Consider the following 207-nt stretch of genomic DNA (forward strand, 5'->3'; position numbering starts at 1 on the left):
GACATCATAAGTCCAGTGAATATCACCTTCATTTTTTTGTGAATGGATTGGGGCATCAGCGTCCTGTTTTAAGGTATTAGCCACATCACCGACAGGGATGATCGTATACCAGTTCGTATTTCCACTCACACCCGCATAAGCATTGAGCACACCAGCTACAACCCATTTGTTTTTCTGCGCATCCCACGCAAAAAGTGGAGAACCGCT

1 protein-coding gene is annotated in these 207 nt (G+C 45.4%); it reads right to left on the minus strand.

Features of this window, described 5'->3' with window-relative positions:
• Positions 1–207 (minus strand): S6 family peptidase (locus JTI98_RS21080; protein WP_252869615.1); only part of this gene is annotated, 207 nt, incomplete at both ends.

Source organism: Citrobacter sp. MGH 55 (assembly GCF_016906145.1).
GTDB classification, from domain to species: Bacteria; Pseudomonadota; Gammaproteobacteria; order Enterobacterales; family Enterobacteriaceae; genus Citrobacter_A; species Citrobacter_A amalonaticus.